Source organism: Streptomyces sp. NPDC001927, assembly GCF_053594455.1.
Genome location: NZ_JBSFEN010000003.1, coordinates 267247 through 289594 on the forward strand (window position 1 = coordinate 267247; position 22348 = coordinate 289594).

At 73.2% G+C, this 22348-nt stretch carries 22 protein-coding genes; 10 read left to right on the forward strand and 12 right to left on the reverse strand.

The window, feature by feature from the left end; genetic code table 11:
• Window positions 1–80 precede the first annotated feature (80 nt).
• Window positions 81–581, forward strand: a complete 501-nt coding sequence (locus ACWCO8_RS08615) for an SRPBCC family protein (protein WP_362008598.1) — start codon at window positions 81–83, stop codon at window positions 579–581.
• Here ACWCO8_RS08615 and ACWCO8_RS08620 read toward each other — a convergent pair.
• Entirely contained in the window at window positions 541–1671 is a 1131-nt protein-coding gene (locus ACWCO8_RS08620; RefSeq protein WP_451031608.1) for a PLP-dependent cysteine synthase family protein, read from the reverse strand. The genes ACWCO8_RS08615 and ACWCO8_RS08620 overlap by 41 nt on opposite strands.
• A gap of 190 nt (window positions 1672–1861) precedes the next feature.
• On the opposite strand from ACWCO8_RS08620, the gene ACWCO8_RS08625 reads away from it, so the two are divergent.
• The 3 genes from ACWCO8_RS08625 (at window position 1862) to ACWCO8_RS08635 (ending at window position 4132) form a co-directional block, all read left to right on the forward strand.
• Window positions 1862–2971 (forward strand): PP2C family protein-serine/threonine phosphatase, encoded by a 1110-nt coding sequence (locus ACWCO8_RS08625; protein ID WP_451031609.1) that lies wholly within the window; start codon window positions 1862–1864, stop codon window positions 2969–2971.
• Between the two features lie 71 nt (window positions 2972–3042).
• Complete coding sequence (locus ACWCO8_RS08630) at window positions 3043–3360, forward strand: hypothetical protein (protein ID WP_451031610.1); 318 nt, start codon at window positions 3043–3045, stop codon at window positions 3358–3360.
• A gap of 172 nt (window positions 3361–3532) precedes the next feature.
• Window positions 3533–4132 (forward strand): ATP-binding protein, encoded by a 600-nt coding sequence (locus ACWCO8_RS08635; RefSeq protein ID WP_451031611.1) that lies wholly within the window; start codon window positions 3533–3535, stop codon window positions 4130–4132.
• Window positions 4133–4233: 101 nt separating this feature from the next.
• Here the strand turns inward: ACWCO8_RS08635 and ACWCO8_RS08640 are convergent, their stop codons facing one another.
• The 3 genes from ACWCO8_RS08640 to ACWCO8_RS08650 are packed head-to-tail and all read right to left on the reverse strand — an operon-like array spanning window position 4234 to window position 7867.
• On the reverse strand, window positions 4234–6786 hold the full coding sequence (locus ACWCO8_RS08640) for an ABC transporter permease (RefSeq protein WP_451031612.1): 2553 nt from the start codon (window positions 6784–6786) through the stop codon (window positions 4234–4236).
• Window positions 6783–7589 carry an ABC transporter ATP-binding protein gene (locus ACWCO8_RS08645; RefSeq protein ID WP_362008613.1) on the reverse strand — a complete coding sequence of 269 codons (807 nt, stop codon included), beginning with the start codon at window positions 7587–7589 and terminating at the stop codon, window positions 6783–6785. Before ACWCO8_RS08645 ends, ACWCO8_RS08640 begins: the two co-directional genes overlap by 4 nt.
• Window positions 7586–7867: an SHOCT domain-containing protein gene (locus tag ACWCO8_RS08650; RefSeq protein ID WP_362008615.1), complete on the reverse strand. Its 282-nt coding sequence runs from the start codon at window positions 7865–7867 to the stop codon at window positions 7586–7588. Before ACWCO8_RS08650 ends, ACWCO8_RS08645 begins: the two co-directional genes overlap by 4 nt.
• 169 nt (window positions 7868–8036) lie before the next feature.
• Here ACWCO8_RS08650 and ACWCO8_RS08655 point away from each other — a divergent pair, with 169 nt between their 5' ends.
• Both ACWCO8_RS08655 and ACWCO8_RS08660 read left to right on the forward strand, forming a co-directional pair.
• Window positions 8037–8624: a TetR/AcrR family transcriptional regulator gene (locus ACWCO8_RS08655; RefSeq protein ID WP_451031613.1), complete on the forward strand. Its 588-nt coding sequence runs from the start codon at window positions 8037–8039 to the stop codon at window positions 8622–8624.
• A 92-nt stretch (window positions 8625–8716) separates the two neighbouring features.
• Complete coding sequence (locus tag ACWCO8_RS08660; protein ID WP_451031614.1) at window positions 8717–9292, forward strand: DUF4865 family protein; 576 nt, start codon at window positions 8717–8719, stop codon at window positions 9290–9292.
• A gap of 7 nt (window positions 9293–9299) precedes the next feature.
• Here ACWCO8_RS08660 and ACWCO8_RS08665 read toward each other — a convergent pair whose 3' ends face one another.
• Both ACWCO8_RS08665 and ACWCO8_RS08670 read right to left on the reverse strand, forming a co-directional pair.
• Window positions 9300–10064 (reverse strand): class I SAM-dependent methyltransferase, encoded by a 765-nt coding sequence (locus ACWCO8_RS08665; protein ID WP_451031615.1) that lies wholly within the window; start codon window positions 10062–10064, stop codon window positions 9300–9302.
• A gap of 145 nt (window positions 10065–10209) precedes the next feature.
• Window positions 10210–11436 carry an ROK family protein gene (locus ACWCO8_RS08670; protein ID WP_451031616.1) on the reverse strand — a complete coding sequence of 409 codons (1227 nt, stop codon included), beginning with the start codon at window positions 11434–11436 and terminating at the stop codon, window positions 10210–10212.
• Between the two features lie 282 nt (window positions 11437–11718).
• Between ACWCO8_RS08670 and ACWCO8_RS08675 the strand changes: the two genes are divergently transcribed.
• Together ACWCO8_RS08675 and ACWCO8_RS08680 are read left to right on the forward strand one after the other, a co-directional pair.
• A complete protein-coding gene (locus ACWCO8_RS08675; RefSeq protein WP_451031617.1) occupies window positions 11719–12942 on the forward strand; it encodes an MFS transporter in 1224 nt (407 codons plus the stop codon).
• A gap of 70 nt (window positions 12943–13012) precedes the next feature.
• Complete coding sequence (locus ACWCO8_RS08680; RefSeq protein WP_451031916.1) at window positions 13013–13768, forward strand: maleylpyruvate isomerase family mycothiol-dependent enzyme; 756 nt, start codon at window positions 13013–13015, stop codon at window positions 13766–13768.
• Window positions 13769–13787: 19 nt separating this feature from the next.
• Here the strand turns inward: ACWCO8_RS08680 and ACWCO8_RS08685 are convergent, their stop codons facing one another.
• From ACWCO8_RS08685 to ACWCO8_RS08705, 5 genes are all read right to left on the reverse strand, one after another.
• Window positions 13788–14453: a response regulator gene (locus tag ACWCO8_RS08685; protein WP_451031618.1), complete on the reverse strand. Its 666-nt coding sequence runs from the start codon at window positions 14451–14453 to the stop codon at window positions 13788–13790.
• Window positions 14450–15688, reverse strand: a complete 1239-nt coding sequence (locus ACWCO8_RS08690; RefSeq protein WP_451031619.1) for a sensor histidine kinase — start codon at window positions 15686–15688, stop codon at window positions 14450–14452. The genes ACWCO8_RS08685 and ACWCO8_RS08690 overlap by 4 nt, the downstream gene beginning before the upstream one ends.
• A gap of 241 nt (window positions 15689–15929) precedes the next feature.
• Window positions 15930–17270: a diaminopimelate decarboxylase gene (gene lysA, locus ACWCO8_RS08695; protein ID WP_451031620.1), complete on the reverse strand. Its 1341-nt coding sequence runs from the start codon at window positions 17268–17270 to the stop codon at window positions 15930–15932.
• A 9-nt stretch (window positions 17271–17279) separates the two neighbouring features.
• Complete coding sequence (locus tag ACWCO8_RS08700) at window positions 17280–17723, reverse strand: SAV_915 family protein (RefSeq protein WP_451031621.1); 444 nt, start codon at window positions 17721–17723, stop codon at window positions 17280–17282.
• 189 nt (window positions 17724–17912) lie between these two features.
• Window positions 17913–18632 carry a TetR/AcrR family transcriptional regulator gene (locus ACWCO8_RS08705; RefSeq protein WP_451031622.1) on the reverse strand — a complete coding sequence of 240 codons (720 nt, stop codon included), beginning with the start codon at window positions 18630–18632 and terminating at the stop codon, window positions 17913–17915.
• A 180-nt stretch (window positions 18633–18812) separates the two neighbouring features.
• Here ACWCO8_RS08705 and ACWCO8_RS08710 point away from each other — a divergent pair, with 180 nt between their 5' ends.
• The gene (locus tag ACWCO8_RS08710; RefSeq protein ID WP_451031623.1) at window positions 18813–19289 is read left to right on the forward strand and encodes a nitroreductase family deazaflavin-dependent oxidoreductase; all 477 of its coding nucleotides are present in this window, start codon (window positions 18813–18815) and stop codon (window positions 19287–19289) included.
• Here the strand turns inward: ACWCO8_RS08710 and ACWCO8_RS08715 are convergent.
• Window positions 19273–20799, reverse strand: a complete 1527-nt coding sequence (locus ACWCO8_RS08715; RefSeq protein ID WP_451031624.1) for a geranylgeranyl reductase family protein — start codon at window positions 20797–20799, stop codon at window positions 19273–19275. The genes ACWCO8_RS08710 and ACWCO8_RS08715 overlap by 17 nt on opposite strands.
• 157 nt (window positions 20800–20956) lie before the next feature.
• Here ACWCO8_RS08715 and ACWCO8_RS08720 point away from each other — a divergent pair, with 157 nt between their 5' ends.
• The gene (locus tag ACWCO8_RS08720) at window positions 20957–22321 is read left to right on the forward strand and encodes a dipeptidase (RefSeq protein WP_362008647.1); all 1365 of its coding nucleotides are present in this window, start codon (window positions 20957–20959) and stop codon (window positions 22319–22321) included.
• Window positions 22322–22348: the final 27 nt, after the last annotated feature.

The following is a 22348-nucleotide window of genomic DNA, read 5'->3' on the forward strand; positions in this document are numbered from 1 at the left end:
CTCTGCCCACACCTGGGCAACTGACGGATCGTCAACTATGGTGGGCGGTCCTCGGATCCACGCCTCGGGAGGGACGATCCATGAATCGCCGACTTCGGCTCGTGGAGCTCGACTTCGCCGCCAGCGCACCCGTACGGCTCGTGTTCTCCGCCGAGTTGGCGGCACCGCCCTCGGCCGTGTTCCGTTCACTGGCCGTGGAACTGGGCTCCATGCCCTCGTGGTTCACGGCGGTCACCTCCGCGACCCCGACCGCCGAGGGCGCGGGACGGACGGTCAGGCTGCGCGGTGGGGTCGTGTTCCAGGAGACGATCCTCGCCCACGACCCCGACACCCGTTACGCGTACCGCGTCGACGCGACCAACGCGCCCGGTGTCAGCGCCCTCGTCGAGGAGTGGGCCCTCTCCCCCGCCGGGTCGGGGACCCGGGTCAGCTGGACGATGGCGGTCGACGGCGGTACGCCGTGCCGGCTCGCGATGCGCCTCGCCCGGCCGGGTGTGGGCAAATCCTTCCGGGACGCGATGCGCCGGCTCGACCGGCGGCTCACTCCGGCCAGACTCCCGTCGCAAGGAAGCGGTCGATAGCGGCGGCGTAGGGCGCGATGTCGAGGCCCTGCTCCGCCAGCCAGGCGTCGGAGTAGTACTTGTCCAGGTAGCGGTCGCCCGGGTCGCAGAGCAGCGTCACGACGCTGCCGGTACGGCCCTGTTCGACCATCTCGGCGACGATCTTCAGCGCGCTCCACAGCCCCGTACCCGTGGAACCGCCCGCCTTGCGGCCGATCGCGCCCTCCAGCGCGCGGACGGCGGCCACGCTCGCGGCGTCCGGGACCTTCATCATCCGGTCGATGGCGCCGGGCACGAAGCTGGGCTCCATCCGGGGCCGGCCGATGCCCTCGATGCGCGAGCCGCAGTCGGCGGTGGCTTCGGGGTCGTTGTTCGTCCAGCCGTCGAAGAAGCAGGAGTTCTCCGGGTCGGCGACGCAGATACGGGTGTCGTGCTGCATGTAGTGGACGTAACGGGCGATCGTCGCGGACGTGCCTCCGGTACCGGCGGTGGCCACGATCCACGCGGGCTCGGGGTACCGCTCCAGCCTCAGCTGCTGGTACATCGATTCGGCGATGTTGTTGTTGCCGCGCCAGTCGGTGGCCCGCTCGGCGTACGTGAACTGGTCCATGTAGTGCCCGCCGGTCCGCTCGGCGAGGGCCGCGGACTCCTCGTAGATCGCGCCGGAGTCGTCGACGAAGTGACACTGGCCGCCGTGGAACTCGATCAGGCGGCACTTCTCGGCGCTCGTGGTGCGGGGCATCACGGCGATGAACGGCACGCCGATCAGCTTCGCGAAGTACGCCTCGGAGACGGCCGTCGAACCGCTGGAGGCCTCGATCACGGGCTTCCCGGGCCGGATCCAGCCGTTGCAGAGGCCGTAGAGGAAGAGCGAGCGGGCCAGGCGGTGCTTGAGGCTGCCGGTGGGGTGGGTCGACTCGTCCTTCAGGTAGAGGTCGATCCCCCAGGCCTCGGGGAGCGGGAAACGCAGCAGGTGGGTGTCGGCCGAGCGGTTGGCGTCGGCCTGCACCTTGCGGACCGCCTCCTTCAGCCAGGCGCGGTACGCCGCGTCGCTCCGGTCGACGTCGACGGTCGCGACCGCGGCTCGCGCCGTGTTCTCCGTGGTGCTCATACGTCCTTCTCCTCGTCCGGCCCAGCGGTTCCCCCACTGCCGACGATAACTCGCTCACCTGCGCAAACGATCGCTTTGGGGGTCCATAGGAGTCCCTTGGGAACGCCCGTGCGGCCTGGCCGGAAGGGCGGGGCATCCGGCTCGGTTCGCCGGAGCGCTATGCCCCTCTTGCCCGGATATGCTGGGGTACGTGATCGAGTCTGCACGGCCGCGGCTCCCTCGGCGCTACGGCCGGGGGAGGCTTGTACGGCTGTCGCCGGTCATTCTGACCATCGTGATCGCCAGCCTGGCCTACGCCACTCCGCCGGAAATGGCCTTCAGCCGTCTCCTGCCCGCGGCACCGGCGCTCGCCGCCTCCATGTGGCCGGTCCTCCCCACCATCCTGCTCGGGACGGTCTGTCTCATTCTCATGATCGGCCTCAGCTTCGTCTTCCCCGACCTGGGAACGTGGTGGACCTGCGGGGGCATCGTCGCGGTCACCGTGGCCGCCGCGTACGGAAGCCACGTCCGGCTCAAGCGGGAGCGCACCCTCTTCCAGGTACGGCTCGTCGCCGACGCGGCGCAGCAGGTGGTGCTGAGCCCCATGCCGCGCCGCTTCCGCAACGTCGAGATCGAGTCGCTGTACCTCGCGGCCGCTGCGGAGGCCCGCATCGGCGGGGACTTCTACGAGGTGGTCGACACGCCCTTCGGGGTCAGGCTGCTCATCGGCGACGTACGGGGCAAGGGCCTGCCCGCGGTCGGGGCGGCCGCGGCGATCGTCAACGCCTTCCGGGAGGCGGCCTACGGCGAGCGCGACATGGTCGACGTCGCCCGCAGACTGGACGCCAGCAGCACCCGCTACAACGCCGCCTTCCCTCCCGAGGGGCCGATGGAGCGCTTCGCCACGGCCCTCCTCGTCGAGATCCCGCGCGAGGGCAGACGTATCGACATCCTCAACTGCGGACACCCTCCGCCACTGCTCCTGAACCGCGAGAAGCTCCGCCTCCTCGAGCCGGCCGCGCCCTCGCCCCTGCTCAGCCTCGCGGGACTGATCGGCGATCACTACACGGTCGACACCTTCGAGTTCACCCCCGGCGACCTCCTGCTCCTCTACACCGACGGGGTCGCCGAGACCCGCGCCCGCAACGGCGAGTTCTTCCCGCTGGCGGCCTGGATGCGCCGACAGCCCCCGACCCCGCCGCGCGACCTGCTGACGGCGCTTCACCGTGACCTCCTCCACTACAGCAGAGGGCGACTCGACGACGACATCGCCGCCCTCGCCGTACGCCTGGGCGACCCCGGAGGCAGGGAGTCCCCTTGAGCGGGTCTGGTGCGGCCGCCGCCCGCCCGGCACACTGGACGGAGCAACCGGTGCGAAGGGGGCGGAGCGAGATGGCGGAGCCGCAGTTCACGGCCAAGGGCGTACGGATCGAGCGGTGGCCGCGCTCGTTGACGCGGGCGGGCGAGGTCCGGATCGAGGACGGCCGGCTGTCCCTGCTGACCAGCTACGGCCGCGAGATCGACAGCGCCCCCGTGACCTCCGTACGGGCCGGACGACCCTGGTTCGCGAAACCGGACGAGACGGTCGCGACGGTGAACGGCACGCGCTACCGCCTGACCATGGACGGGCCCGCGCGCGGCCCGAAGGACCGGGCGTCCGGGCCCGGGGGCTTCCTCGACGCCCTGAAGCGGGCCGTCAAGGACCGTTGACCTGGGAGAGGTCGCCGCGAGTTGCGGGCCGGTCACCACTGGTTCACCCTGGAACCACCTCACCGAGGGTTTACCGGCGGTGACGCTGTGATCCAGCCCGCCGCCCTGCTGTACGCATGACAGATCCGAATCTTCGTCTTCTTCCGGACCTCAACTTCGGGGAGTCGCAGCCGTGATCAGCGAGCCAAGCAGGCACTGCACGGTGGAGCTCCAGGCCCTGCCGTCGCGGATCGGTCAGGTCCGCAGAATCGTTTCAGCGCACTTGCGCTACTGGCATCTCGATGCCTTGATCGACCATGCGGCGCTCGGGGTCACCGAGCTGCTGACCAATGTTCACCGGCACGCACAGCCGGACAAGATGTGCACAGTCGAGATCGAGCTGCTGCTCGATCGCCTCACCGTCTCGGTCCACGACCACGACCCGCGGATACCGGACGTCGAGGGCCGAACCGGTTTCGTACACCCCCACGACGTGGACGAGTGGGCCACCTCGGGCCGCGGCCTGGCCATCATCGAGGCCGTCAGCGAGAGCTGGGGCATCCGTCCGCACGACGCCGGGAAGGCCATCTGGTTCACCCTTTCGGCGCCCACCCCCACCGTGGCCGTACCGTCGCACGCGCACGCCGTGTACGGCGCGACCACCGACGGCCCCTTCGTCGGCCACACCCGCTTCCACGGCGCCCACGGCACGAGCCTGGAGGGCGTCCCCTTCGGCTCGCCCAAGGAGCCGGCCCACGCCCCGACGGCGGCCCACTCGGCCCTGGCGGGCTGAGCGGGCGCGGCGCCGCACGGGATGTCGGAGGTCGGATATCGGATCATGGATCTTGGATCCAATATCCATGATCCAATATCCAATATCCGACCTCCCCCTCGTCACTCCGTCGCGATCGCTCGCAGCACGTCCAGGCGGGCGGCTCGCCGGGCCGGGCGCCAGGCCGCGACCGCGCCCGCCGCGAGGCCGACCAGGGCGACGACCGCGAGCTGGAGCAGTGGGACGGCGAAGGCGAACGCGCTGTCGCTCGCTCCGTCGGACGCCTTGACCAGGACCCAGCCGAGGAAGCCACCGAGCACCACGCCTCCGACCGTGCCGAAGGCCGCGACGAGGACGGACTCCCAGCGGACCATGGCCTTCAGCTGGGCCCGGGTCTGGCCGACGGCGCGCAGCAGCCCGAGTTCACGGGTGCGCTCGTGGATCGCGAGGGTCAGCGTGTTGGCGATCCCGAGCAGGGCGATGAGGACGGCGAGGGCGAGCAGGGCGTAGACCAGCGTGAGCATCATGTCGATGCCGCTCGCCGAGGACTCGGCGTACTCCGCCCGGGTCTGCACCTCCGGGTTGCCGTAGTCGGCGGCGACGTCCGCCACCGCCGCCTTGCCGGCCTGCGCCGAGACGCCGCCCGCGAAGCCGACGGCGACGAGCCGGTCGGAGTCCTGGGCGCGGTGCGGGGCCCAGGCCTCGCGGGTGACGACGTAGTCCCCGGCCAGTTCGGACTGTTCGTAGACGGCCTTGACGGTGAAGGTGCGCCGGCTGCCATCGGTGAAGGCGAGTTCGGTCGTGCTGCCCGGCTTCAGGCCGGACTTGTCGGCCTCAGTGTCGGCGACGGCGATGCCGTCGGTGCCGAGACCGTCCAGCGAGCCCCGGACATCGCCGAGGTCGAAGGCGCGGGCGAGCGCGGCAGGGTCGGTGACGGTCAGGGCCCGGCCCTCGCCGTCGATCTCCGCCACCCCCTGACCCAGGCCGACGGCGGTCTCCACCTCGGGCAGCTCCGCGAGCGCAGGAGCGAGCCGCGGGCTGAGCCCGCTGCCTCCGGCACCGAACGCCGGCGTGCTCACGGCCACGTCACCGGCGAAGGACCGGGAGACCGTCTGGTCCATGGTGGCCTTCAGCGAGGCGCCGAAGACCGTGAAGAGCGAGACGACGGCGACGCCGATCATCAGCGCGGTGGCGGTCGCGGCGGTCCGCTTCGGGCTGCGCAGGGCGTTGCGCCGGGCGAGCCCCCGGTTGGCGCCGCGCAGCGGCCCTCCGAGGATCCGTACAGCGAACGAGGAGGCCACCGGGCCGAGGACGACGAACGCGGCGAGCGCGAGCACCGCCCCCGCCGAGGCGAGCCACAGCGACGGCGTCGCGAGGACCCCGGTGAGCACCACGGCGACGGCGGCGAGCAGCAGACCCGTACCGACCAGGGCACGCACGCGTGAGGCACCCGAGTCGTCCACGGCGGTCTCGCGCAGGGCGGCCAGCGGCGCGGTCCGCCCGGCCTTCACGGCGGGCAGCAGGGCGGAGCCGACGCAGACCAGGAGGCCGACGGCGAAGGGCAGGGCCATGGACAGGCCACTGATCACCAGTTCCCCTTCGGGGAAGGCGAAGCCGATCGCCGGGAAGAGCGCCTGGAGCCCGGCCGCCACGCCGATGCCACCGAGGAGCCCCACCGCCGAGGCGACCAGACCGACGGCCACCGCCTCGACCAGCGTCGAGCCGACGATCTGGCGGCGGGAGGCGCCGAGGGCGCGCAGGAGCGCGTTCTCGCGGGTCCGCTGGGCAACCACGATGGCGAAGGTGTTGTGGATGGAGAAGACGGAGACGAGCAGCGCCACCCCGCTGAAGACCAGCAGGAACGTGGTGAAGAGGGTGAGGAACTGACCGGAGATCAGGTCGGTGTTCTCCTGCGCCGATTGCTCTCCGGTGATCGCCTCGACGCCTGCGGGCAGTACGGGGTCGAGTGCGGCGACGAGTTCCTGCTGCGAGGTGCCGGGGCCCGCCCGGACGAGGATGCTCGACGCGACGCCCGGCTTCGGCGTCAGGTACTTCTCGGCGTCGGCGCGGGTCATGCCGGTGTAGGTGACCTGGGCCATGCCGTCCTCGCCGCCGAAGGTGGCCAGGCCGACGACGGTGACCTTCACCGGGTCCGGGGTGCGCAGCACGGTGGTGTCGCCGACGGCCAGGTCGCCGGTCTTCGCGGCGCCCCTGTTCACGACGACCTCACCGGACCGCTCGGGCGCGCGGCCTTCGGCCAGGGCGTACGGGTTGAGGGCGGCGTCGTCGATCCAGTTGCCGGCGAGGGTGGGCGGGCCCTGGCCGCCGATGGGTTCGCCGTCGGCGCCGATGAGCTGTCCCGCGCCCTCGATCCGGGGCACGGCCGCGGCGACCCCGGGCACCTGGGCGACCTGGTCGGCGAGGGAGGCGGGGACGGAGTCACGGGTCCCCCGGCCCTCTCCCTCGACGGTGACCACGCTCGTACTGCGGACCACGGCGTCCGTGCCGCTGGTGGCGCTGCCGAAGAGCGAGTCGAAGCTCGTGCGCAGGGTGTCCCCCATGACGAGGGTGCCGGTGAGGAAGGCGACCCCGAGCAGGATCGCGGTGAGCGTGCCGACGAAGCGCCGCTTGTGCGCACGGAGCGCGGACAGGCTGAGTCGCAGGGAGGCGTTCATGACGGCACCGCCCCACGCTGCTCCCCGTCCGGTGTCCGCGAGCCGCCGTCGAAGGCCTTCATGCGGTCGAGGACGCGTTCGGCGGTCGGCTCGGCCATCCGGTCGACGAGCCGCCCGTCGGCGAGGAAGACGACCTCGTCGGCGTGGGCGGCGGCCACCGGGTCGTGGGTGACCATGACGACCGTACGGCCGGTCTGCCGGACGGTCCGGCCGAGCAGCCGCAGCACCTCCTCGCCGGAACGCGAGTCGAGGTTGCCGGTCGGCTCGTCGGCGAAGACGACCTCGGGGGTGCCCGCGAAGGCCCTGGCGACCGCGACCCGCTGCTGCTGGCCGCCGGAGAGCTGGCTCGGCCGGTGGTGGAGCCGGTCGCGGAGGCCGACGGTGTCGACGAGAGCGTCCAGCCAGGCCCGGTCGGGGACGGTTCCGGCGAGGTCCAGGGGCAGGGTGATGTTCTCGGCGACGGTCAGGGTGGGCAGCAGGTTGTACGCCTGGAAGACGAAGCCGATCCGCTCGCGGCGCAGCAGGGTGAGCCGCCGGTCGTCGAGGGTGGAGAGGTCCGTGTCGCCGATGATCGCGGACCCGGAGGTGAGCGTGTCGAGACCGGCGGCGCAGTGCATGAGCGTGGACTTGCCGGACCCCGAGGGGCCCATGATCGCGGTGAAGCGGCCGACCGGGAAGTCGACGCTCACCCCGTCCAGCGCCCTGACCTCGGTGTCTCCGCCGCCGTAGACCTTGACGGCGTCCACGACCCGGGCGGCGGCGCGGGCGGTGCGCGGGACGGTGCCGGGGGCGGTGCTCGTCATCGCGCACGCCCCTTGGGCCCCGCCGTGCGGCCGAACTGCTCCTCCAGGACCGTCAGCCGCCGCCAGTACTCGTCCTCGTCGATCTCGCCGGCCGCGAACCGGTGGCCGAGCAGCGCGATCGGCGACTGCTCGTCGTAGGCGGGTCGCGGTCCCGGGCCGCGCCTGCCGCGCCATCCGGTGCGGCGCAGCACGGTGACGACGGTGAGGATCACGGCCGCCCAGACGAGGGGGAAGAAGAGGACCCAGGGGCCGGGACCCGCGTAGGCGAGAGTGTTCATGAGGCTCAGCTCCTCGTACAAGTGTGTCGCGTCTGTCGATGCTTCGAGCCTCGCTCGCGGAGGGGATGCGAGTCGTCGTACGGCCAGCGGCTTCGTCCGTACGCCGTGGGGAGTACGGAGCCTGGGAGCGGGAGCAGATCGGCGCCCGCGGACTTCTGTACCTACTGGTATGTACACTCGCCTCATGACGACGTCCGAGCGACTCATCGAGGCCACCCGCGAGCTGCTCTGGGAGCGCGGCTACGTGGGGACGAGCCCCAAGGCGATCCAGCAGGCCGCCGGGGCGGGGCAGGGCAGCATGTACCACCACTTCGCCGGGAAGCCGGATCTTGCGCTCGCCGCGATCCGCCGCACGGCGGAGGAGATGCGGGCCGTGGCCGAGGTGTCCTTGAGCGGCGGAGGATCGGCGTACGCGCGCGTGGAGGCGTATCTGCTGCGCGAGCGCGACGTGTTGCGCGGCTGCCCGATCGGCCGGCTGACGATGGACCCGGACGTGATGGCGAGCGAGGAGCTGCGCGCGCCGGTCGACGAGACCCTCGGCTGGCTGCGCGGCCGGCTCGCGTCCGTGATCCAGGAGGGCCTGGACAGCGGCGAGTTGGCGGGCCCGCCGGATCCGGCCGAGCTGGCGGCCACGATCGTGGCGACCGTGCAGGGTGGCTACGTGCTGGCCCGCGCCTCGGGCTCCCCCGCCGCCTTCGACACCGCCGTGCGGGGGCTGCTCGCCCTGCTCGGCCGGCTGTCGTCCCGTACCGCCTGAGCACCTGCCCAGCTGAGCACCCTCCCGGCTGCGCACTTCCCAACTCAGCACCCTCCCGGCTGAGCATCCTCACCAGAAGCGGAGACCGCCCCATGCACGCGATGCAGTACGAGATCACCCTCCCCGCCGACTACGACATGGAGGTCATCCGCACGCGGGTCGCGACCAAGGGTCACCTGCTCGACGACTTCCCCGGGCTCGGCCTCAAGGCGTACCTGATGCGGGAGCGCGCGGACGGGTCGCCGGTCAATCAGTACGCCCCGTTCTATCTCTGGAGCACCCCGGAAGGCATGAACTCCTTCCTCTGGGGCCCCGGTTTCCAGGGGATCGTGAACGACTTCGGCCGGCCGGTGGTGCAGCACTGGACGGGCCTCGCGTACGGGGAGGGTCCGGCGGCCGCCGACGCGCCGACGACCGCGACCCGCCGGAAGTCCCCGGTAGCGGAGGGCATCACGCCGGGCGACGCGGTGGCGGAGGCGATCGGGGAGCACGGGAAGGAGTCCGGGCGCGAGGGCGTCGTCGCGAGCGCGCTCGCGATCGATCCCCGGCACTGGGAGCTGCTGTCCTTCACCCTGTGGGCGGAGGGCGCGAAGATCCCCGCCGATGCGGGTGAGCGCTTCCAGGTGCTCCATCTGTCCGCGCCGGAGCGGGACTTGCTGGCCGACTGACCGGGACTCAGCCGACCGGGACGAGGGTGAGGTAGGCCATGTTGAGGACGCCTCGGTAGCCGTTCAGCCAGGACGACCGCTGGCGGTCGACGCGTTCGCGGGTCTCGGTGGCGAGCGGGTGGTCGGGGTGGGCAGCGAGCCAGAGTTCGGTGTCGTAGCGGTAGCCGGACTCGAACTCCTCCCACTCCTCCCGGCTCGCCGTCTCGATCCACGCGGGCCGGAATCCCTCCTCGATCGCGAGGTCGACGAGCGCGCCGAGGCCGAGGTGGTCGCCGACGTGCGCACCGGGCCACATGCGGGCGAGCTCCTCGTCCGTGGGGGTGCGTTCCCAGAAGCCCTCCCCGAGGACGACCCTGCCGCCGGGCCGGATCAGTCGGCGCAGCTCACGCAGGGCGGCGGCCGGGTCGTGGGGCTGATCCGGCTCGCACAGCGCCTGGCTGGAGCCGAGGCAGAGGACCGCGTCGACGGGGCCGCGCGTGGTGCCGAGCGCCGACTCCGCCACGAACGCGACGCGCTCGTCGAGCCCGCGCTCCTTGGCCAGGTCCCGGCCCCTGGCCAGATCCTCGGCGTTGATGTCGAGCCCGACACCGGTCGCGCCGGGGACGGCCTCCAGGACGCGGAGCAGCAACTCGCCCCAGCCGCAGCCGATGTCGAGCACGGTGGCCGGCTCGCTCTCGGCGATCCGGCGGATCATACGGACGGCGCGGGCCTCGGAGAGCGGCCCGTGGAAGGTCAGACTGCCGAGGCGCGGCGGAAGATCGAAATCGGTCATGAGGTGGAACGGTAGTTGCCCGGGGGCGGCTTGCCGAACGGTTTGCCGAGCGGATGGCCAGACGGTTTGCCGAGCGCGCCGGCGCTGCGTGCCCCGGCGGGCCTCGCGCCCCGGCGTCCCGCGTGCCCCGGCGTCCCCCCGTGCGTCAGGCCGCCGAGCGGCCCAGGGCGGCCAGCGGGTCGTCCAGGACCGGCTGCCAGGCCAACTCCGCCGCGCCCACCAGGCTGTTGTGGTCGAGCGTGCACGCGAGGATCGGCACGCCGCCGCTGCGGCCCCACAGGCTGCGGTCTGCGACGACCGCGCGGAGCCGGTCGGGGTCGGCGTCGAGCAGTTCGCGATGGAGCCCGCCGAGGATGATCCGGTCCGGGTTGAGGATGTTCACCAGGCCCGCGAGGCCGAGGCCGAGCCGGTCGATCAGCTCCTCGGTGGCGGCCCGCACGCCCGGCTCGTCCGGGCTGGTACGGAGCAGGTCGCGGGCCTGCTGCAGCAGCGACACCTCCGGGCCCGGGTCGCGGCCCGCGACCGTGAGGAAGGCGAGCGGGTCGGTCTCGACGTCAAGGCAGCCCCGGCTTCCGCAGTGGCACGGGCGGCCCTCCGGGTTGACCGTGAGGTGCCCGACTTCCAGGGCGAGGCCCGAACTGCCGGTGTGCAGGCGGCCGTCGAGCACGAGCGCGCCGCCGACGCCCCGGTGGCCGGTGGCCACGCAGAGCAGGTCCTTGGCTCCCCGGCCGGCGCCGTGCCGGTGTTCGGCGAGGGCGGCGAGGTTGACGTCGTTGCCGGTGAAGGCGGGGCCCTCGATGCCCGCGGCGCGGACGCGTTCGGCGAAGATCTCCCGTACCGGCGCGCCGGCAGGCCAGGCCAGGTGGAGCGGGTTGAGGGCGGTGCCCTCGGGTTCGGCGACCGCCGAGGGGGCGGCGAGCCCGGCCCCCACGCAGCGGCGGCCGCTCGCGCGGAGCAGGGCGGCGCCGGCGTCCACGACCTCGCCGAGGACCTGGGCGGGGTCGGCGGAGACGGTGACACAGCCGGGCGCGGTGGCGACGATCGTGCCGCCGAGGCCGACGAGCGCGGCGCGGAAGCCGTCGGCGTGGACCTGGGCGGCGAGGGCGACGGGGCCCTTCTCGTCGACGGCGAGCCGGTGCGAGGGGCGACCCTGGGAGCCCGCGGCGGCGCCGGGGTTGGAGTCGACGCGGATCAGGCCGAGGGCTTCGAGTTCGGCGGCGACGGCGCCGGCCGTGGCGCGGGTGACGCCCAGTTCGGCGGTGAGCACGGCACGGGTCGGCGCTCGGCCCGTGTGCACCAGTTCCAGCGCGGGCCCGAGCGCGCCGCGCCCCCTGTCGAGCCGTGTTTTGGTCGTGGTCGCCTTGCCGTTCATGGGGGCGAGTCTCCCATGATCGGACCGGGTCGCGGTCTGCGCGGGCCGGATGCGGGGATACGGCGCGGGGGTAGGGCGCGGACGGTGACGGGGGCCCGCCGTCCACGCGGGCGGTGCCGAGGCACCGCGCGGCCGAGACCGAGCCCGATGGGGCCGAGACCGGGCGCCGTGTAGGCCGGGACCGGCGCCGAGCGGGCGGAGACCGGTGCCGAGGGATCCAAGACCCGGTGCCGAGCGACCCGCCGGTTGAAATCCGTACCGCCTCGCCCCTATCCTGAGTTTGTGCCGCTACTAAACAAAGTACGGACGGCCGTACCGGGGGGCCCTGGCGGAGACACCGCCCCCTCCCTGTCCCGCCTCCGCTCCGCCCTGACCCTCTTCTTCGCCCTCGACGGCTTCCTGTTCGCCGGCTGGGTGGTCCGGATCCCGGCCATCAAGCAGCAGACCGGCGCCTCCGCCAGCGACCTCGGGCTCGCGCTGCTCGGGGTCTCGGCCGGCGCGGTGGTCACCATGACGCTCACCGGCCGGCTCTGCCGGCGCCACGGCAGCCACGCCGTCACCGTCGCCACCGCGGTCCTGCTCTCGCTCTCCATCGCGCTGCCCGCCCTCACCCGCTCCCCGCTCGCCCTGGGCCTCGTCCTGCTGGTCTTCGGCGCGGCGTACGGCGGGATCAACGTGGCGATGAACAGCGCCGCCGTCGACCTGGTGGCCGCGCTGCGCCGCCCCGTGATGCCGTCCTTCCACGCGGCGTTCAGCCTCGGTGGGATGCTCGGCGCGGGGCTCGGCGGCCTCGTCGCCGGGAGCGTGTCACCCACGGCGCATCTCCTCGGCCTGACGGTCGTCGGCCTGCTCCTGACGGCTGCCGCAGGTCCCGTACTGCTCCGCGAGCCTTCCCCCGCCCCGCCGGAGGCCGCCCCGGCCGCGAGCGGCGCCAGGACACGAGGCAAGACCGGTGCGCGCGGGCTCGTCGTCGTCTTCGGGGTCATCGCGCTCTGCACCGCGTACGGCGAAGGCGCCCTGGCCGACTGGGGCGCCCTCCACCTGGAGCAGGACCTCCACGCGCACCCCGGCCTCGCCGCCGCCGGCTACTCCCTCTTCGCGCTCACGATGACCATCGGTCGGCTCTCCGGCACCGCGCTCCTCGAACGCCTCGGCCAGACCCGCACCCTCGTGGCGGGCGGGGCGACGGCAGCGGCGGGGATGCTGCTCGGCGCGCTCGCGCCCAGCGTCTGGGCCGCCCTGCTCGGCTTCGCCGTGACCGGCCTCGGACTGGCGAACATCTTCCCCGTCGCCGTGGCACGGGCGGGCGCGCTCGCCGGTCCGAGCGGCGTGGCCACCGCCTCCACCCTCGGCTACGGCGGCATGCTGCTCGGACCGCCCTCCATCGGCTTCCTCGCCGACTGGTTCTCCCTGCCGCTCGCCCTGACCACCGTCGCCGTCCTCGCGGCGGGCGCCGCCGTGATCGGCTACGCGGCCCGCAACGCGCAGGCCCCGACGGCCGGGTGAGCGATCCGGGCATCGAGCCAGCCGTCGGGCCCGCCCTGACAGAATCCGGCGTATGACGTTCGTGACGCTCATGACGGTGGACGAGCACATCGCGGCCCTCGACACGGCGGGTACGTCCCTCGCGGACGCCGCCGCGACGGTCGGCCCGGACGCCGATGTGCCGACCTGCCCCGGCTGGCGGGTACGGGACCTCCTGCGCCACACGGCGATGGTCCACCGCTGGGCGACGGGCTTCGTCGCCGAGAGCCACGCCTCCTACCGCCCCGCCGATCCCGAACCCGACCTCGACGGCGACGACCTGCTCGCCCACTTCCGCACCGGCCACGACCGCCTGGTGGACGCACTGCGCGCGGCGCCCGCGTCCCTGGGGTGCTGGACGTTCCTGCCCGGCGCGCCCCCGCTCTCCTTCTGGGCGCGGCGCCAGGCGCACGAGACGACGGTCCACCGCGTGGACGCCGAGTCGGCGCTGCCCGCGCACGGCGCCGGACCCGTGGCCCCCGCCCTCGCGGCGGACGGCATCGACGAGTTGCTGTGCTCCTTCCACGCCCGCGAGCGCAGCCGAGTACGGACGCCGGAGCCGCGCGTCCTGCGGGTCCGCGCCACGGACACCGGTGACGTGTGGACCGTACGGCTGTCACCGGAGGCACCGCGCACGGAACGCGGCGGGCCCGACGCCCCAACCCCTGCCGACTGCGAACTGAGCGGTCCCGCCGACCGCCTCTACCTCACCCTCTGGAACCGGCTGCCCGACAGCGCGGTGACCGTGGCGGGCGACGCGTCCCTCGCCCGGCTCTGGCGGGAGACGTCGGCGATCGTCTGGTCGTAACAGTCCTGCACAGGAGTCATCAGCCCAGCCAGCCCGGGCGGACCAGCCCCGACTCGTAGGCGAGGACGACCAGTTGGGCGCGGTCGCGGGCGCCGAGCTTCACCATGGTGCGGCTCACGTGCGTCTTGGCGGTCAGGGGGCTGACGACCAGGCGCCGGGCGATCTCCTCGTTCGACAGGCCGATGCCGACCAGGGCCATCACCTCCCGTTCCCGCTCGGTCAGTTCGTCCAGGCCGCTCACGGCGGCCGGGGCTTTCGAGCGGGCCGCGAACTCCTCGATGAGCCGTCGTGTCACGCCCGGCGAGAGGAGGGCGTCGCCGTGGACGACGGCGCGTACGGCCCGGACCAGCTCCTCCGGTTCGGTGTCCTTCACGAGGAAGCCGGAGGCTCCGGAGCGGATCGCCTCGAAGACGTACTCGTCGAGCTCGAACGTGGTCAGCATGACCACCTTCACCGCGCCGAGCCCGGGGTCGGCGGTGATCGCGCGCGTGGCGGCGAGGCCGTCGAGCCGGGGCATCCGGATGTCCATGAGGACGACGTCCGGGCGCAGTTCGCGGGTCGTGCCCACCGCCTCCTCGCCGTCGGCGGCCTCGCCCGCCACCTCGATGTCGGGCTGGGCGTCCAGGAGCGCGCGGAAGCCCGCCCGTACGAGCGCCTGGTCGTCGGCGAGCAGCACACGGATCACGGCGTCTCCTTCGGGCGGACGGGAAGGACGGCGCGCACCCGGAAGCCGCCGTCCGGGCGGGAGCCCGCCTCGATCGTGCCACCGAGCGCGGTGGCCCGCTCCCGCATCCCGGCGAGTCCGTTGCCGCTGCCGCCTGCGTCGCCGCCGGTCGCGGGTCCTTCGTCGTCGACGCGGAGCTCCACGCGGCCGGGCCCGTAGCCGATCACGACGCTCGCGGTACGGGACCCGGAGTGGCGGACCACGTTGGTCAACGCCTCCTGGACGATCCGGAAGGCCGCGAGGTCCGTGCCCGGCGGGAGCGGTACGGGCTCCCCCTCGGTCGACGTCCGTACGGTGAGCCCCGCGGACGCCGCCTGTTCGACCAGCTCCGGGAGCCGGTCGAGGCCGGGCGCGGGGGTGCGCGGGGCCTCGCCGGGGGCGCGCAGGGTGTCGAGGACCTGGCGGACCTCCCCGAGCGCCTCCTTGCTCGCGGCCTTGATGGTGGTCAGCGCGGTGCGGGCCTGCTCGGGGTCGGTGTCCAGGAGCGCGAGGCCGACGCCCGCCTGGACGTTGATGACGGAGATCGAGTGGGCGAGCACGTCGTGCAGCTCGCGGGCGATCCGCAGCCGCTCCTCGTCGGCGCGGCGCCGCTCGGCCGCCGCGCGTTCGGCCCGCTGGGCGGCCCACTGTTCGCGGCGGACCCGGACCAGTTCGGAGGCGGCGAGGATCGCGACGACGAAGGCGAAGACGGGGATCTCCTGGCCCCAGGGCGCGGCGGAGTCTCCGGCAGGGGGCAGGTGGCGGTAGAGCCAGTGGGCGATCAGCAGGTGCCCCGCCCACAGCAGGCCGAGCGCCCACCAGGCGGCGCGCCGGTGGCCCTGCACGACCGCCGCGAAGCAGGCCACGGCGACGAGGAGGAAGACCGGGCCGTAGGCGTAACCGGCGCCGAAGTAGACGAGCGTGACGGCGGCGGTACCGAAGACCACGGGGACCGGGTGGCGGTGTCGCAGCAGGAGCAGCGCGGAGCCGAGGAGCAGCAGCGAGCGGCCGAGGAGGTCCAGCGACTCGCGGTCCGGCTGGTTCCTGGCCGCGAAGCCCGAGCCGACCATGACGAAGACGGCGAGCAGGAGGGTGGACCGCCAGGGCAGCCCGTCGCCGGGCTCGCGGTCGGCCCAGCGCAGCGGCCAGGGCGGTCCGCCCGGCGCACCACGCGCCCAGGGCGGACCGCCGTATCCGTGTCTGCGCTGTTCGTCCATGTCCGCCACGCTAGACGCGGTCGGGCGGCGGGAGCGTCAGCCGGGCGTGGTGATCGGGCGTACTCCCGCCGTAGTACGTCCTCCCTCACTGCTCCTGCCGGACCGCTCCGCGCAGGCCAGGGCCCGGGCCGCTGCGAACTGGGCCCGGTATCCCCACGCGGCCGACGGACGCTCGCGACGCTCATCGGCACCTCCCCGGCCCCGACAGCCTCCTCTTCCCCGCGAACGAACCGCGCCGGCGTCAGACGCCGATGTCCCGGACGCTGATGTCCTCGAGGGACTCCCGGCGTACGAGTGTCCGCGCGGTGCCGTCGACCACGGCGACGACCGGGGGGCGCCCGACCAGGTTGTAGCCGGAGGCCATGGAGAGGTGGTACGCCCCCGCCACCGGAACGGCGAGCAGGTCTCCCTGGTGCACGTCGCCGGGCAGCGGCACGTCCTGGGCGAGGAGGTCGCCGGCCTCGCAGTGGCGGCCGACGACGGTGACGCAACGGGGCTCGGCGGTCGAGTGACGGCCGATGAGCCGGGGCGCGTACCGCACTCCGTACAGCGCGGGCCTGGGGTTGTCGCTCATGCCTCCGTCGACGGCGACGAAGGTCTGCGTCCCGGTGCGCTTGACGGCGAGGACCCGGTAGAGGCAGATGCCGGCCGGGCCGACGATCCCCCGCCCCGGCTCGATCGCGAGGCGGGGGACGGACAGCTTCGCCTTGCCGCAGCCGTCCTCCAGTTCGGCGCGGACCCGCGCGGCGAGGGCCGGCACGTCGAGGCTCTCCTCGCCGGGCCGGTAGGCGATGCCGTGTCCGCCGCCGATGTTCAACTGGGGCATTTCCAGGCCGTGTTGTTCCCTGATTCGGGCCATCAGCCCGATCATGCGGCGCACGGCGGAGACGTACGGCCGCACGGTGGTGATCTGCGAGCCGATGTGGCAGTGCAGTCCGACGAGTTCGAGGCGCGGCTGGCCGAGCACCCGGGCGATCGCGTGCTGCGCGGATCCGTCGGCGACCGACAGGCCGAACTTCTGATCCTCCGTACCCGTACGGATGTGGGCGTGTCCGCCGGCCGCGACGCCGGGGACGACCCGCACCATGACCTGCTGCCGCTCGCCCGCGGGGACGAGGGCGGCGAGGCGCGCGATCTCCGACGTACTGTCCAAGACGACCCGTCCGACGCCGAGGCGGACGGCCGTCGCGAGGTCCTCCGGGCTCTTGGCGTTGCCGTGGAGGACGATCCGCTCCGGCGGGAAGCCGCTGGTGACCGCGAGGGTCAGCTCGCCGGCGGAGCAGACGTCGAGGCCGAGGCCCTCCTCGCGGACCCAGTTGATCAGGCCGCGGCAGAGGAAGGCCTTGGCCGCGTAGAGGACGTCGGCGCCGGGGAAGGCGGTGCGGTACGCGCGGCAGCGGTCCCGTACCTCCTGCTCGTCCAGGACGTAGAGGGGCGTACCGAAGCGTTCGGCGGTCTCGGTGAGCGAGGCACCGCCGACGCTCAGGTCGCCGCCGCGCTCGGCGCGGGTGGAGCGGGGCCAGATCGACAGGCCCTCGGGCTCGTGGTCGGCCGCCGAACGGCTCTCCAGCGAGATGGTCATGACGCTCCCTCAGCCGATCAGCAGGTTGACACAGGAGACGCAGGAGACGACGGCACCGGCGATCGCCACGCGCAGGAGACCGACGCGCCGCGGGTCCCGGCGCCAGGCGGGCTGCCCGGGGGCCTGCGTCGGCGCGTGTGCGCGGGCGGGCGCGGGCGCGCGGGTGTGGGCGGGCGCGGAGCTCGGGGGGTCGACGGTGAGGTCGGTGACGCCCAGCGGCGCGGTGAGGGCGCGGAGCGCGGGCTCGGAGAGCCTGATGCAGGCGTGGTCGGCGCCGAGGGTGGCGCAGAGCTTGGCCCGGGTGGTGAAGCCGACGGCGGTACGGCGGCCGAGGGGCGTGCGGAAGAGACGGGCGGAACAGCCCGCGGGACCCGACCGGACGGGGACGAACAGCGGTCCGGCCGGGACGGGTTCGGAAGGCTCGGGGTCCTCGGCGTACGTGGTGTCGGACATGGCATTCCCCTCACGACATGGTGTGCCTCGGAGCCGCCCGGCCCGGTCGGCCGTGCGCGCTCCTGTGACGCTATGCCCGTCGCCCCGGGCGTCGGAGAGTTCGCTGACGCGTGCTTGACGGTGAAGCGGCCACCCGTAACGTGCTCATGACGGGGTGGCCGCGCCGGCCGACTCGTGGCCAGGGACGGGCTACCGGCGAGACTCCGCCTTGGGCAGGAGGCCGATGTCGCGGCCGAGGCGGGCGGCGGCCGTGCTGAAGAACGTCTCCCGGTCCTCGACGACCCGGTTGAACTGGCCGAACACCTCGAAGGAGACGAGCCCGAAGAGCTGCGACCAGGCTGCGACCATGGCGAAGGCGAGGGCGGGCGGCAGATCGTGGGCGAAGTCGGCGGCCATCCGTTCCGCCTCGGGGCGCAGGGCGGCGGGGACGGGCGGCGGGGCGATGCCGTCGGTGGTGAAGGCCTCGCGGGCGATGGCGATCAGGACGAGCGCGACGCGCGACGCGGGCTCGATGGTGTCCTGCGGGGCGGAGTAGCCGGGCACCGGGGAACCGTAGATCAGGGCGTACTCGTGGGGATGGGCGACGGCCCAGGCACGGACGGCCCGGCAGACGGCGGTCCAGCGGGCGAGGTGGTCGTTCGGGGCGGTGGCGGCGCGGGAGTCGGCGAGGGCCTGCTCGGCGGCGGCGCCGACCGCGTCGTAGGCGTCGACGATGAGGGCGGTGAGGAGGTCGTCACGGCTGGGGAAGTAGCGGTAGAGCGCGGACGACACCATGCCGACCTCGCGGGCGACGGCGCGCAGGGAGAGCTTGGCCGCGCCTTCGGCGGCGAGCTGGGTGCGGGCCTCGTCCTTGATGGCGGCGGTGATCTCGATACGGGCGCGGGCGCGGGCTCCTTGGACGCTGGTCATGGGGAACAGTGTGCCACTTTTCGGAGCACTGCTCCAAAGGGAGTGCATCAGACTGAAACAAGAGCGCCACACCGAATTGAGAGCACTGCTCTTGCTTTGGTGCGGCGATCCGTGCACACTGATCTCAAGAGAGAGCAGTGCTCACACTTTCCTTGCTCATCGATCGCCTCGGAGGCACCCATGTCCGCTCAGTCCAGCCCCGCTCAGCCCGGCGCCTACGTCGCGAAGCCCGGCTGGTTCACGGTGAACGTCCTGAACAGGACCGTCGCGTGGCTCACCCGCCGGGGCGTCAGCGTCTGGGGCTCCCGCGTCCTCGCGGTGCGCGGCCGCAAGAGCGGCGAGTGGCGCCGTACGCCCGTCAACCTGCTGACCGTGGACGGCACGCAGTACCTCGTGGCGCCGCGCGGCCACGTCCAGTGGACCCACAACATGCGGGCGGCCGGCGGCGGCGAGCTGCACCTGGGCAAGCAGGTGCAGCCGTTCACCGCCGTCGAGCTGACCGACGACGAGAAGCCCGCCCTCCTGCGCGCCTACCTCAAGCGCTGGAAGGCGGAGGTGGGGGTCTTCTTCGACGGGGTCGGCCCGGACTCCACGGACGCCGAGCTGCGCGCGATCGCCCCCAAGCACCCGGTCTTCCGGATCACTCCGACCGCGTGACCCCGGAACCCGAGGGGCCCGAACCGTCGGACGCGTCCGGCCCGTCCGTCGGCCCCACCGCGCCCGGCCCCGCCGCGCCCGGACCTGCCGACTCCGGATCCCCGGACACGTCCGGCGCCTCCGAAACGGCGGCCGTCACCTCCGCCGCACCGGCCCCGGGGTCGACCGAGGCCGCCCCCGACCCCGACTCCGACTCCGACCGCTCCGACTCCGCCCCCGCCTGCGCCGCCTCCGACTGCGCCGCCACGCCTCGGAGCGTCGTCCCGCCCGTCGGCGCCATCCGGCGGTCGAGGACGTCGAGCGCCCGCCGGGCGACTCCGTTCGAGCGGACGAGGCCGGCCAGCGAGCTGGAGCCCCGGGTGATGTCCGCGAACGCGTTCCAGGCCGGGCGCAGCCCCGTGAGCGTGGCGTGCAGCAGTCCGGGCCGGCGCTCGAAGAGGGCGAGCATCCGCCGTCCGACCGCCATCTCCACGCCGAGGCCCGCCTTGATGGCGAAGGCGTAGTTCAGCGCCTGGCGGCGCGCGTCGACGGCGTCGTTCGACTCGGCGATCCGTACCGCCCACTCCCCCGCGAGGCGGCCCGAGCGCAGCGCGAAGGAGATGCCCTCCCGCGTCCACGGCTCCAGGAGTCCCGCCGCGTCGCCGCAGACCAGGACCCGGCCGCGCGAGAGCGGCGAGTCGTCGCTCCGGCACCGCGTCAGATGCCCGGAGGAGATGGACGGCTCGAAGCCCGCGAGCCCGAGGCGGGCGATGAAGTCCTCGAGATAGCGCTTGGTGGCCGCGCCCTCGCCGCGCGCCGAGATGACGCCGACGGTGAGCGTGTCGCCCTTGGGGAAGACCCAGCCGTAGCTGCCGGGCATCGGCCCCCAGTCGATGAGGACCCGTCCCTTCCAGTCCTCGGCCACCGACGCCGGAACCGGGATCTCCGCCTCCAGGCCGAGGTCGACCTGGTCGAGCTTCACTCCGACATGGGCCCCTATCCGGCCCGCGCTGCCGTCGGCGCCGACGACGGCCCGGGCCAGCAGGGTCTCGCCGTCCGCGAGGACGACGGCGACCGTGCGCCGGTCGGGCACGGCGGGGCCGTGCTGTTCGACCCGGGAGACGGTGACGCCCGTGCGCAGCTCGGCGCCCGCCTTCTGCGCCTGCTCGACGAGACCGGCGTCGAACTCGGGCCGGTTGATGAGGCCGAAGAGCATGCGGCGCGAGCGGCGCGTGCGTGCGAAGCGGCCGTTCAGGGAGAAGGTGACGGCGTGCACCCGGTCCTGCAGGGGCAGTTCGAAACCGGGCGGGAGCGCGTCCCGCGAGGGGCCGATGATGCCTCCGCCGCAGGTCTTGTACCGGGGCAGTTCGGCCTTCTCCAGGAGCAGCACGCGGCGTCCGGCGACCGCGGCCGCGTACGCCGCCGAGGCGCCGGCGGGACCGGCCCCGACGACGACCACGTCCCAGACCGTCGCGGCGTCCTGCGACTCTTCCGCGCGTACCTCTTCGGCGTCTGCGTTCTCGCTGCTCACGATGTGCTTCTGCTCCTGATCCGACGATGATCCAAGCTCTCGGGGCATCCTACGGCGCGGCCCTCGGGACCCCGCGCCGTAGGATCGGCGATACGTTCGCCGTACCACCGATACACGGCGACACCCTCACAACGTCGCACCCACCAGGAGCGTGCCCATGACCGCGAATCCGATCGCCGAGACCGTCGCAGGCCTGATGCCCCGTGCCAAGACGGAGCTCACGGAACTCGTGGCATTCGAGTCGGTGGCGGACGAGGCGGTGGCTCCCCGCAGCGAGTGCGAGGGGGCGGCGAACTGGGTGGCGGACGCGCTGCGCGCCGAGTCCTTCGAGGACGTGGCCCTGCTCGACACCCCCGACGGTTCGCAGTCGGTCTACGGCGTGTTGCCCGGCCCGGCCGGCGCGCCGACCGTCCTCCTCTACGCGCACTACGACGTGCAGCCGAAGCTGGACGAGTCGGCGTGGGTCACGCCGCCGTTCGAGCTGACGGAGCGCGAGGGACGCTGGTACGGGCGTGGCGCGGCGGACTGCAAGGGCGGGTTCATCATGCATCTGCTCGCGCTGCGCGCCCTGAAGGCGAACGGCGGGGTGCCCGTCACGGTCAAGATGATCGTGGAGGGTTCGGAGGAGCAGGGCACGGGCGGGCTCGAGCGGTACGCCGAGGCGCACCCGGAGCTGCTGACGTCGGACGCGATCGTGATCGGCGACACGGGCAACTTCCGGCTCGGTCTGCCGACGGTCACCGCGACCCTGCGCGGCATGACGATGATCCGGGTCCAGATCGACACCCTTGAAGGCAACCTGCACTCGGGCATGTTCGGCGGCGCGGCGCCCGACGCGCTGGCCGCGCTGATCCGGGTCCTGGACACGCTGCGCGCCGAGGACGGTTCGACGGTCATCGACGGTCTGCCGGCGGACGCGGTGTGGGAGGGCCTGCAGTACCCGGACGACGACTTCCGTGCGGACGCGAAGGTCCTGGCGGGCGTCGGTCTCCCGGGCAACGGCACGGTCGCGGACCGGCTCTGGGCCCGTCCGGCCGTCACCGTCATCGGCATCGACTGCCACCCGGTGGCCGGTGCGACGCCGTCGATCCCGTCGACCGCGCGGGCGCAGATCAGCCTGCGGGTGCCGCCGGGCCAGGACGCCGCCGAGGCGACGAAGCTGCTGTACGCGCACATCGAGAAGCGTGTGCCGTGGAACGCCCGGGTGTCGTTCGAGCAGGTCGGCCAGGGCCAGGCGTTCCGGGCGGACGTGACGAGCCCGGCGTACGTCTCGATGGCGGAGGCGATGAAGGTCGCGTACCCCGGTCAGGAGATGCAGACCTCCGGCATGGGCGGCTCGATCCCGCTCTGCAACACGCTCGCCTCGCTCTACCCGGAGGCGGAGATCCTGCTCATCGGTCTGAGCGAGCCGGAGGCGCGGATCCACGCGGTGAACGAGTCGGTGTCGCCGGAGGAGCTGGAGCGGCTCGCGGTGGCGGAGGCGCACTTCCTGCAGAACTACGCCCGCTCGAAGCAGGGTTGAGCGGACCGGGTTTAAGCGTTGGGCGAA

Excerpts from the sequence above, each read along its gene's own strand:
- ACWCO8_RS08615 (WP_362008598.1), top strand. The coding sequence starts at position 81 with ATGAATCGCCGACTTCGGCTCGTGGAGCTCGACTTCGCCGCCAGCGCA.
- ACWCO8_RS08620 (WP_451031608.1), bottom strand. The coding sequence starts at position 1,671 with ATGAGCACCACGGAGAACACGGCGCGAGCCGCGGTCGCGACCGTCGAC.
- ACWCO8_RS08630 (WP_451031610.1), top strand. The coding sequence starts at position 3,043 with ATGGCGGAGCCGCAGTTCACGGCCAAGGGCGTACGGATCGAGCGGTGG.
- ACWCO8_RS08640 (WP_451031612.1), bottom strand. The coding sequence starts at position 6,786 with ATGAACGCCTCCCTGCGACTCAGCCTGTCCGCGCTCCGTGCGCACAAG.
- ACWCO8_RS08645 (WP_362008613.1), bottom strand. The coding sequence starts at position 7,589 with ATGACGAGCACCGCCCCCGGCACCGTCCCGCGCACCGCCCGCGCCGCC.
- ACWCO8_RS08650 (WP_362008615.1), bottom strand. The coding sequence starts at position 7,867 with ATGAACACTCTCGCCTACGCGGGTCCCGGCCCCTGGGTCCTCTTCTTC.
- ACWCO8_RS08655 (WP_451031613.1), top strand. The coding sequence starts at position 8,037 with ATGTACACTCGCCTCATGACGACGTCCGAGCGACTCATCGAGGCCACC.
- ACWCO8_RS08660 (WP_451031614.1), top strand. The coding sequence starts at position 8,717 with ATGCACGCGATGCAGTACGAGATCACCCTCCCCGCCGACTACGACATG.
- ACWCO8_RS08665 (WP_451031615.1), bottom strand. The coding sequence starts at position 10,064 with ATGACCGATTTCGATCTTCCGCCGCGCCTCGGCAGTCTGACCTTCCAC.
- ACWCO8_RS08670 (WP_451031616.1), bottom strand. The coding sequence starts at position 11,436 with ATGAACGGCAAGGCGACCACGACCAAAACACGGCTCGACAGGGGGCGC.
- ACWCO8_RS08680 (WP_451031916.1), top strand. The coding sequence starts at position 13,013 with ATGACGGTGGACGAGCACATCGCGGCCCTCGACACGGCGGGTACGTCC.
- ACWCO8_RS08690 (WP_451031619.1), bottom strand. The coding sequence starts at position 15,688 with ATGGACGAACAGCGCAGACACGGATACGGCGGTCCGCCCTGGGCGCGT.
- lysA (WP_451031620.1), bottom strand. The coding sequence starts at position 17,270 with ATGACCATCTCGCTGGAGAGCCGTTCGGCGGCCGACCACGAGCCCGAG.
- ACWCO8_RS08700 (WP_451031621.1), bottom strand. The coding sequence starts at position 17,723 with ATGTCCGACACCACGTACGCCGAGGACCCCGAGCCTTCCGAACCCGTC.
- ACWCO8_RS08705 (WP_451031622.1), bottom strand. The coding sequence starts at position 18,632 with ATGACCAGCGTCCAAGGAGCCCGCGCCCGCGCCCGTATCGAGATCACC.
- ACWCO8_RS08710 (WP_451031623.1), top strand. The coding sequence starts at position 18,813 with ATGTCCGCTCAGTCCAGCCCCGCTCAGCCCGGCGCCTACGTCGCGAAG.
- ACWCO8_RS08720 (WP_362008647.1), top strand. The coding sequence starts at position 20,957 with ATGACCGCGAATCCGATCGCCGAGACCGTCGCAGGCCTGATGCCCCGT.